Raw genomic sequence first — 7,280 nt, forward strand, 5'->3', positions numbered from 1 at the left:
CGCAGGGTGGCGACGCTGCTGGTATACACAATGCGCTCCACGCCGCACGCCTGGGCTGCGTCCATCACCGTCTGTGTCCCGGCCACGTTGGTGCGCACGATTTCCTCGGGATCCGGCGCCCACAGCCGGTAGTCCGCCGCCACGTGGAAGAGGTAGCGCGCGCCTCGCAGCGCGTTTGCCATGGCGCGCGCATCGCGCATATCGCCCTCGGCGATCTCCACGGGCAGGCCCTCCAGGTTGCGGCGCGGACTGCCGGCGCGTACCATCGCGCGCACCCGGAACCCGCGTGCCAGCGCCTGCCGCACCACCGCCGAACCGAGAAAACCGGATGCGCCCGTTACTAGTACAGAGTCGCCTGAAGTCATGTTGCCCACCGAAATAACCCTCAAAGTGTTGCTGGCGATTGCCAGGTGCCAGACAAAGGTTGCGGCACGGGTATATAGTAACCACCGTATGACGGGAAAGTGATTCCTGAATATCAACTAAATGCTGTAAGTGCTGTAAATGCTGAACCCGTTGACTGGCTCGGGGGGCCTATCTTTATGCAGGTGATTCTTGCTCAACCCCGTGGTTTCTGTGCCGGTGTGGTGCGTGCGATCGAAATTGTCGACCGCGCCCTGCTCAAGCACGGTGCCCCGGTGTTCGTGCGACATGAAATCGTGCACAACAAGCACGTGGTAGAAGGGTTGCGGGTCAAAGGTGCGCGCTTCGTCGAGGAACTGGACGAAGTGCCGACCGGCGCTGTCACCATCTTCAGCGCCCATGGCGTGTCCAAGGACGTTGAGAGCGACGCTCGCACCCGCCAGCTGCACCCGATCGACGCGACCTGCCCGCTCGTCATCAAGGTCCATACCCAGGGCAGGCAATATGCCGCCAGCGGGCGCACCGTCATCCTGATCGGCCATGCGGGCCATCCGGAGGTCGAAGGGACCATGGGACAGATTCCCGGCAAGGTGATCCTGGTGCAAAGCGAGGCCGAGGTCGCCCAGCTCGACCTGCCCGATGACACCCCCGTGGCCTATGTCACGCAGACCACGCTGAGCGTGGACGATACCCGTAATATAATTGCGGCCCTGAGCCGGCGCTTCGCCAACCTGGTGGGACCGGACACGCGGGATATCTGCTATGCCACGCAAAACCGGCAGAGCGCTGTGCGTGAACTGTCCAAGCGGGTGGAAGTGATCCTTGTGATCGGCGCCACCAATAGTTCCAACTCCAACCGGCTGCGCGAGATCGGCACGGAGAGCGGTGTGCCCAGTTACCTGATCGCGGACGGCAGCGAGCTGAACCCCGAGTGGGTGCGCGGCGTCGACGTGGTGGGAATCACAGCCGGCGCTTCCGCGCCCGAGGAGATGGTCAAGGACGTGATCGCCACGCTGCGCCGTCTCGGCCCGGTGGAGGTTTCCACCATGGAAGGCCGCGAGGAGCACGCCGAATTCCGCCTACCGGCCGAGCTGGCCGATCCGTTGCCGCGCAAACAGGCAGCCGGGACGGCCGAAGTCGAGGCCGTGCCGCAACCGGACCCGCAAACCGCCGCTGGCTGACGCCCGGCCGCCCCATAACGAGGAAGTACATTTTGGCCATTCCCTTTCTGCAGGTCGCCCGCGTGGGCGCCTACGTAGTCAAGCAGCATATGTCGGGCAACAAGCGCTACCCGCTGGCGCTGATGCTCGAACCGCTGTTCCGCTGCAACCTGGCCTGCAACGGCTGCGGCAAGATCGACTACCCGGACCCCATCCTGAACCAGCGCCTCTCGGTCGAGGAATGCCTGGGCGCGGTCGATGAATGCGGCGCGCCGGTGGTTTCCATCGCCGGCGGCGAGCCGCTGCTGCACAAGGACATGCCCACCATCGTCAAGGGCATCATTGCACGCCGCAAGTTCGTGTACCTGTGCACCAACGCGCTGCTGATGGAAAAGAAACTGGACCAGTACGAGCCCAGCCCCTACTTCGTCTGGTCGGTGCACCTGGACGGCGACCGCGAGATGCATGACCGCTCGGTGAGCCAGGAAGGCGTGTACGACCGTTGCGTCGAGGCGATCCGCGCGGCCAAGAAGCGTGGCTTCCGCGTCAATATCAATTGCACGCTGTTCAACGATGCCGAGCCCGAACGCGTGGCCCGTTTCTTCGACTCCGTGAAGGGCATGGGCGTGGACGGCATCACCGTCTCGCCGGGCTACGCCTACGAGCGCGCCCCCGACCAGCAGCACTTCCTGAATCGCGGCAAGACCCGCAAGCTGTTCCGCGACATTCTGGAACGCGGCCGCAATGGCAAGAACTGGGCCTTCAGCCAGTCGACCCTGTTCCTGGATTTCCTGGCCGGCAACCAGACCTACAAATGCACCCCCTGGGGCAACCCGGCGCGTACCGTGTTCGGCTGGCAGCGTCCGTGCTACCTGGTCGGCGAAGGCTATGTCAGCACCTTCAAGGAACTGATGGAAGGCACCGACTGGGATGCCTACGGCGTCGGCAACTACGAGAAATGCGCCGACTGCATGGTCCATAGCGGCTTTGAAGCCACCGCGGTGGCCGACACCATCGCCCATCCGCTCAAGGCGCTGGGCGTGAGCCTGCGCGGCGTGCGCACCAAGGGCGAAATGGCACCGGATATCGACCTGAGCAAGCAGCGCCCCGCCGATTACGTGTTCTCCAAGCACGTCGAGATCAAGCTCGAGGAAATCGGCCGTGCCAAGTCGTCCAAGCAGGCAGCCAACGATCCGGCCTCGGCAGCACGGCAAGCCGCCGGCGCCAAGCACTGAACCGTTCAAGGCAGACCGACATGGACTGGAGCACGCTTGCGGCAACTTCGCTGGCGTGCCTGTCGGCGGGCTACGCCGTGGCCGCCGCCTGGCTGAGCCGGCGCACGCTGGCGGCGCACCCGGCCGGCAACGTGGCGCCGGGCGACCCGTGCCAGCGGCCGGTAAGCGTACTAAAGCCGCTCTGCGGCGGCGAACCCCGCCTCTACGAAAACCTGGCCAGCCTGTGCCGGCAGCAGCATCCCGCCTACCAGCTGGTATTCGGCGTACGTGCCGCCGACGATCCCGCCATCGCGGTGGTCGAACGCCTTCGCGCCGATTTCCCTGACTGCGACATCGCCCTGGCGGTGGATCCGTGCGTGCACGGCAGCAACCTCAAGGTGAGCAACCTGATCAACCTGCTGCCGCTGGCGCGCCACCCATGGCTGGTCGTGGCCGACAGCGATATTGCGGTGGCGCCGGACTATCTTGCCCGCGTTACCGCGCCCCTGGCGGATGCGGGCGTCGGCGTGGTCACTTGCCTGTACCGCGGCCGGCGGGTGGGTGGCGGCCTCTGGTCCCGGCTGGGCGTGCAGTTTATCGATGCCTGGTTCGTCCCTTCGGTGCGCATTGCCCACGCCGGCGGCTCCCGCCGCTTTGCCTTCGGCGCCACCCTCGCGCTGCGGCGCGAAGCCCTGGACGCAATCGGGAGTTTCGATGTGCTCTCGAACCGGCTTGCCGACGATTTCTGGCTCGGCGAACTGACCCGGCGCAAGGGCCTGGCGACCGTGCTCTCGGATGTCGTGGTGAGCACCGATGTGACCGAATCACACCTTGGCGCGCTCTGGTCGCACGAACTGCGCTGGATGCGCACCATCCGCTCGCTCGACCCGCTCGGCTTCGCCTTTATCTTTATCACCTTTACCTGGCCAATGCTGGCGCTCGCCAGCTGGCTGGCGCCGACGCCGGTCGTACTTGGCGCGGCACTGGCCGGCCTGCTGGCACGCAGCCTGCTGGCGCGCAGCGTCGGCGCAATGCTGCTGGCGCCGCTGCGCGACACGCTGCTGCTGGCCGAATGGGCTGCCGCCCTGTCCGGCTCGTACGTGAGCTGGCGCGGCCAGGTATTGCCTGTCAGCGAACGGCCCGAGCGTGCAAGGCCGGCCGGCTCGCGCACGCACCAGCATGCCCCTGCGCCCGCCGGCGCGGGCAACGCCGGCATGGCGCCTCACGCTCTTCCCTTGACAGCAAAAAAAACGGACGACGGCGAATCAGATCGCCAGACGTCCATTTCAACAAATGAAATGGCATGACTATCCAGAGGCCGCTATGAAAACCCTCTTCCTCCAGGTTCCTTCCTTTGACGGCTTCGACGGTGGCGCGGGTTCGCGCTACCAGGCCAAGCGCGAGATCAAGTCGTTCTGGTATCCCACCTGGCTGGCCCAGCCCGCCGCGCTGGTGCCGGACAGCCGCGTGCTGGATGCACCCGCTGACGATCTGGGTGTGCAGGAAACCCTGGACATCGCCGTCGGCTACGACCTGGTCATCATCCACACCAGCACGCCGTCCTTCCCCACCGACGCCAAGTTCGCGGAAGAGCTGAAAGCCCGCAAGCCCGGCGTGCTGATCGGCATGGTCGGCGCCAAGCCGGCGGTCGACCCCAGCGGCACGCTCGGCGCCAGCCCGGCCATCGATTTCGTGTGCCGCGAGGAGTTCGACTACACCTGCCAGGACGTGGCGGCCGGCAAGCCACTCAAGGATATTCCCGGCCTGAGCTATAAGCTCCCCGACGGCTCGCTGGAGCACAACGGCCCGCGCCCGATGATCGAAAACATGGACGAGCTGCCCTTCGTGGCGCCCATCTACAAGCGCGACCTGAAGATCGACAACTACTTCATCGGCTACCTGAAGCACCCCTATGTGTCGATCTACACCGGCCGGGGCTGCCGCTCCAAGTGCACCTTCTGCCTGTGGCCGCAGACGGTGGGCGGGCACCGCTACCGCACGCGCTCGCCGGAAAGCGTGATCGCCGAGGTCAAATGGATCAAGGAGAACATGCCCGAGGTGAAGGAGATCATGTTCGACGACGATACCTTCACGGACTTCAAGCCCCGCGTGGAAGAGATCGCGCGCGGCCTGGGCAAGCTGGGCGTCACCTGGTCCTGCAATGCCAAGGCCAACGTGCCCTACAGTACGCTCAAGATCATGAAGGAGAACGGCCTGCGCCTGCTGCTGGTGGGCTACGAGTCCGGCGACGACCAGATCCTGCTGAACATCAAGAAGGGCCTGCGCACCGATATCGCGCGCCGCTTCACCGAAGACTGCCGCAAGCTCGGCATCATCATCCACGGCACCTTCATCCTTGGCCTGCCGGGCGAAACGCGCGAGACCATCGAGAAGACCATCGCCTACGCCAAGGACATCAACCCGCACACCATCCAGGTCTCGCTGGCGGCGCCCTATCCCGGCACCACGCTGTACCGGCAGGCGGTCGAGAACGGCTGGCTCGAAGACAACAAGGTGATCAACCTGGTCAACGACAAGGGCGTGCAGCTGGCGGCGATCAGCTATCCGCACCTGTCCAAGGAAGAGATCTACCACGGCGTGGAAACGTTCTACAAGCGCTTCTACTTCCGCCCGAGCAAGATCTGGGAGATCGTGCGCGAGATGCTGGGCAGCTGGGACATGATGAAGCGGCGCCTGCGCGAAGGCGTGGAGTTCTTCCGCTTCCTGCGTTCGCACGAGGCCTGATCCTGGCGCTCCATCCTCCAGCGGCATCGCAGCGTGCCCTCATCATCACGGCCGACGATTTCGGCCTGCATCCCGGCGTCAACGAGGCCGTGGAGCTGGCTCACCGCGACGGCATCCTCGGCGCCGCCAGCCTGATGGTGGGAGCGAGCGCCGCCGACGACGCGGTGGCGCGCGCCCGGCGCCTGCCCGGCTTGCGCGTGGGCCTGCATGTGGTGCTGGCCGACGGCCCGGCGGTACTGCCGCCATCGTCCATTCCCGCCCTGGTGGATGCGCAGGGCCGCTTCGGTTCGGCGATGGCGCGCGACGGCTGCCGTTTCTTTTTCCTGCCCCATGTCCGGCGCCAGCTGGCCGCTGAGATCCGCGCCCAGTTCGAGGCTTTTGCCGCAACCGGGCTGATGCTGGACCACGTCAACACGCACAAGCATTTCCACCTGCACCCCACCGTGCTGTCGCTTATCCTGCGTATCGGCCGCGAATTCGGCCTGCGCGCCATGCGCCTGCCGCGCGAGACCACCGCGCCGCTGCTGCTGCGGCCCTGGCTGGCATTGCTGCGGCGCCGGCTGGACAGGGCCGGCATCGCCCACAACGATTACGTGGTCGGCATCGAGAACAGTGGCGGCATGGACGAGGCCGTCTTGCTGGCCGCGCTGGCCAGGCTGCCTCCGGGCGTGGGGGAAATCTACCTGCATCCCGGCGTGGTATCCGGCGCTGCGGTGGCGCCCACCATGCTCGGCTACCGCCACGCCGATGAACTGGCGGCGCTGCTGTCGCCCCGCGTGCGCGAGGCACTGGACCGGGCCGCGGTGCGGCACGGCGGCTTTACCGATATCTTCGGCGCGCCCGGCGCGCTGGCCTCTGCATGAAACGCCTGATTTACCTGACCGGCCTGCTCGGCATGCTGGCCCTGACCGCGCTGGTGATCCACGAGGGTGTGGGCGACGTCGCCCGCATCGTGACGCAGGCCGGCTGGCCCCTGCTGCTCCTGGTGCCCTTCCACGCCCTGCCGCTGCTGCTTGATGCACAGGGCTGGCGCGTACTGCTGAAAGCATCCGCCGACCCCGGGCAGAAGGCAGGGCTTGGTTTCCTGTGGTGGGTCGCCACTGTCCGCGAGGCGGTCAACCGCCTGCTGCCGACCGTCAGCATAGGCGGCGAACTGGTCGGCATCCGCCTGGCCCGCCTGCGTGTCGCCGACACCACGGCAGTCACTGCCAGCGTGGTGGTCGAGGTGATGGTGACGCTGTTCGCGCAGTATGTATTCTCGGCAATCGGCGTGGTGCTGCTGATGCTGGCCATGCATGGCAGCAGCCAGGCCTGGGTCATCCTGGTCGGGCTGCTGCTGTCGTTGCCGGTGCCGGTGCTGTTTGCGCTCTCCTTGCGCCACAGCGCCATATTCGAGCGGCTCGAAGGCGCCGCCCGGCGCCTGTTCGGCGGCGATCACAGGCTGGTGGCGCTGATCGATGGCGCGCGCCTGGATGCGCAGATCCGCGCGCTCAACGCACGCCACGGCGCGCTGCTGGCGGCGCTGTGCTGGCAATTGGCCGGCCTGGTGGTGGGCGCGCTGGAGATCTGGTTCGCACTGATGGTGTTGGGCCACCCGGTGCCGTTCTGGCAGGCGCTCGCCATCGAGTCGCTGACCCAGGCGGTACGCCATGTGGCGTTCTTCGTACCGGCCGGGCTGGGTGTGCAGGAAGCGGTGGTGATGCTGCTGGGCCACCTGCTCGGCGTCGATCCGCAGGTGTCGCTGTCGCTGGCGCTGGTCAAGCGCGCGCGCGAGGTCCTGTTCGGCGTGCCCGCGCTG

General features: G+C 66.3%; 7 protein-coding genes. 6 read left to right on the forward strand and 1 reads right to left on the reverse strand.

What is annotated here, in order from left to right; translation table 11 throughout:
• Positions 1 to 365 (reverse strand): NAD-dependent epimerase/dehydratase family protein (locus tag P3W85_RS14235; protein ID WP_276265256.1); only part of this gene is annotated, 365 nt, incomplete at its 3' end.
• Positions 366 to 542: 177 nt separating this feature from the next.
• Here P3W85_RS14235 and ispH point away from each other — a divergent pair.
• From ispH to P3W85_RS14265, 6 genes are all read left to right on the forward strand, one after another.
• A complete protein-coding gene (gene ispH, locus P3W85_RS14240) occupies positions 543 to 1,544 on the forward strand; it encodes a 4-hydroxy-3-methylbut-2-enyl diphosphate reductase (RefSeq protein ID WP_017225645.1) in 1,002 nt (333 codons plus the stop codon).
• A gap of 32 nt (positions 1,545 to 1,576) precedes the next feature.
• Positions 1,577 to 2,758 carry an adenosyl-hopene transferase HpnH gene (gene hpnH, locus P3W85_RS14245; protein ID WP_017225646.1) on the forward strand — a complete coding sequence of 394 codons (1,182 nt, stop codon included), beginning with the start codon at positions 1,577 to 1,579 and terminating at the stop codon, positions 2,756 to 2,758.
• Between the two features lie 20 nt (positions 2,759 to 2,778).
• On the forward strand, positions 2,779 to 4,044 hold the full coding sequence (hpnI, locus tag P3W85_RS14250; RefSeq protein WP_276265257.1) for a bacteriohopanetetrol glucosamine biosynthesis glycosyltransferase HpnI: 1,266 nt from the start codon (positions 2,779 to 2,781) through the stop codon (positions 4,042 to 4,044).
• Positions 4,045 to 4,060: 16 nt separating this feature from the next.
• Positions 4,061 to 5,482 (forward strand): hopanoid biosynthesis associated radical SAM protein HpnJ, encoded by a 1,422-nt coding sequence (hpnJ, locus tag P3W85_RS14255; RefSeq protein ID WP_017225516.1) that lies wholly within the window; start codon positions 4,061 to 4,063, stop codon positions 5,480 to 5,482.
• 41 nt (positions 5,483 to 5,523) lie between these two features.
• The gene (hpnK, locus tag P3W85_RS14260) at positions 5,524 to 6,345 is read left to right on the forward strand and encodes a hopanoid biosynthesis-associated protein HpnK (RefSeq protein WP_276265259.1); all 822 of its coding nucleotides are present in this window, start codon (positions 5,524 to 5,526) and stop codon (positions 6,343 to 6,345) included.
• The coding region (locus P3W85_RS14265) for a lysylphosphatidylglycerol synthase domain-containing protein (protein WP_276265258.1) at positions 6,342 to 7,280 on the forward strand (939 nt) is incomplete at its 3' end. The genes hpnK and P3W85_RS14265, both read left to right, overlap by 4 nt.

It is taken from the genome of Cupriavidus basilensis, assembly GCF_029335485.1.
Lineage (GTDB): Bacteria > Pseudomonadota > Gammaproteobacteria > Burkholderiales > Burkholderiaceae > Cupriavidus > Cupriavidus basilensis_E.